Genomic DNA, 1,990 nt, shown 5'->3' with positions numbered 1-1,990 from the left:
TTTATACGTGCCTGGCGAAAAACTTTTCATCGATTTTGCCGGGGACACAATGGAATATATTGACAGAGCAACCGGCGAGATTAATAAAGTACAGATATTTGTGGCTTGTATGCCTGCAACAGATTATGGCTTTGCCATAGGTGTTCCTTCCCAAAAGAGCGAAGATTTTATCTATGCACTTACTTCTTGTTTTCAGGCATTGGGTGGTGTTCCTAAAATTGTTGTAAGCGACAATTTAAAATCAGCCGTTACCAAAACCGATCCTTACGAGCCACAAATCAACCGCATTATGGAAGACATGGCCAATCATTACGGTTGTGTAGTAATCCCGGCCCGTCCCAGACGACCAAAGGATAAAGGGTTGGTTGAAAACCATGTAAAAATAGTCTATAACCGGGTGTATGCTCAACTGCGCAACAGGAAGTTCTTTTCCCTGGAAGAGCTTAATCATGCCATTGCTGAGAAAATGCTGGCTCATAATCGCAAGCGTATGCAACAACACCCATACACGCGAGAAGAGCATTTTTTTGCTACAGAAAAGGAGAAATTACAGCCGCTTCCAATAGAGAAATTTGAAGTGCGTCATTATGCCAATTTAAAAGTAGGTCTTAATGGATGTATATATCTGGGGCGTGACAAACACCACTACTCAGTGCCTCATATCCATATCGGCGAGCAAGCGCATGTCATCTACACTCGTAACCTGGTTAAAATTTATATTAAAGGCGAATGTATTGCTAAGCATCCAAGGAATTACAAACAAGGAGGATATACCCTTCAAAAGAGCCACATGGCATCTAATACAATGGCCTACCGAGAACGCTCGCCCCAGTATTACATCAACCGGGGCCGAAGTGTACTTCCCGAACTTGGAGAGGTCATAGAATGTATGTTCTCAACGGCGAAAGTACCAGTGGAGACATTCTATAGAGGGTGTGACGGGCTGTTAAAACTGCAACGCACCACAGACCCTAATCTGTTTAAAAAGGCCTGTGAAACTGCGCTTTTATACCGAAGGTACCGTTACGGTTTTATTGAGCGCCTGATAAAGTCCAAATGCAGGGGCGTTAGTGAAATTAACACCCAACATCTACCACAAATTTTCCCTTCCCACAAGAATATCAGAGGGAAGAGTCGTTTTGAATAAATCATTAATAACCATCAAAAAACAAGTACAATGAATGAAATTGCAAATGAATTTAAAAGTTTAAGAATGCCGGGCATGGCCGGGTGCTGGACATCGCTTCTGGAAACACGTAAAATCGATAGTCTTTCATTTTATGAAGGTATCCAAATGCTTCTGCAGGCAGAAAAAGATCAACGCAAAGAAAACCGCAATGCACGCTTAATATCAGCCGCTCGCTTCCGTTATCAGGTGACCATTGAAGAACTTAATTTTGATGCGGCACGAGGCCTGGAACGCGGAAAAATAATGCAAATGGCCACTTGTGAATATATAAAACAAGGAGCCCCCATCCTGATTACCGGAGCCACCGGAACCGGCAAGAGCTGGTTGGGAACAGCACTTGGCTATCATGCATGTCTGATGGGCTTTAAAGTGGCCTATTTCAACATCCAAAAACTGTTTGAAAAAATAACCTTGCATCGGATAGAAGCCACATTGCCAAAGTTCTTTGAGAAGATGGCCAGAATGGATTTGCTTATTATTGATGACTTTGGCGTAAAAGCGATGGATGGTCAACAACTTTTAGATTTTATGGAGCTGATGGAAGACAGGCATGCCAGAAAGGCAACAATTATTATGAGCCAATTGCCCGTCACAGATTGGTATGATGTTATGCTGTCAAACACCACAGCAGCCGATGCTATACTGGATAGAATGGTTCACACAGCATATCGTTTTGAATTGAAAGGGGATACAATGAGAAAACCAAACAATTAATATATTTTTGTATTTTCATGGCTGAATTAGAAAAAAAGTGAACGGATATGGCCGTTTTCACTGGGTGGGCATCGACCGTTTTTTCCA

Annotated in this window: 2 protein-coding genes; both read left to right on the top strand. The window is 42.3% G+C overall.

The window, feature by feature from the left end; all coding sequences use genetic code 11:
* Positions 1-1,147 (top strand): IS21 family transposase (gene istA, locus ATH1_RS19690; RefSeq protein WP_010423592.1); only part of this gene is annotated, 1,147 nt, incomplete at its 5' end.
* Positions 1,148-1,177: 30 nt separating this feature from the next.
* Positions 1,178-1,903, top strand: a complete 726-nt coding sequence (istB, locus tag ATH1_RS0115290) for an IS21-like element helper ATPase IstB (protein ID WP_010423591.1) — start codon at positions 1,178-1,180, stop codon at positions 1,901-1,903.
* Positions 1,904-1,990 lie beyond the last annotated feature (87 nt).

Source organism: Anaerophaga thermohalophila DSM 12881, from assembly GCF_000191885.1.
GTDB lineage: Bacteria > Bacteroidota > Bacteroidia > Bacteroidales > Marinilabiliaceae > Anaerophaga > Anaerophaga thermohalophila.
This window is presented reverse-complemented; position numbering and strand designations above follow the sequence as displayed.

Excerpts from the sequence above, each read along its gene's own strand:
- istB (WP_010423591.1), top strand. The coding sequence starts at position 1,178 with ATGAATGAAATTGCAAATGAATTTAAAAGTTTAAGAATGCCGGGCATG.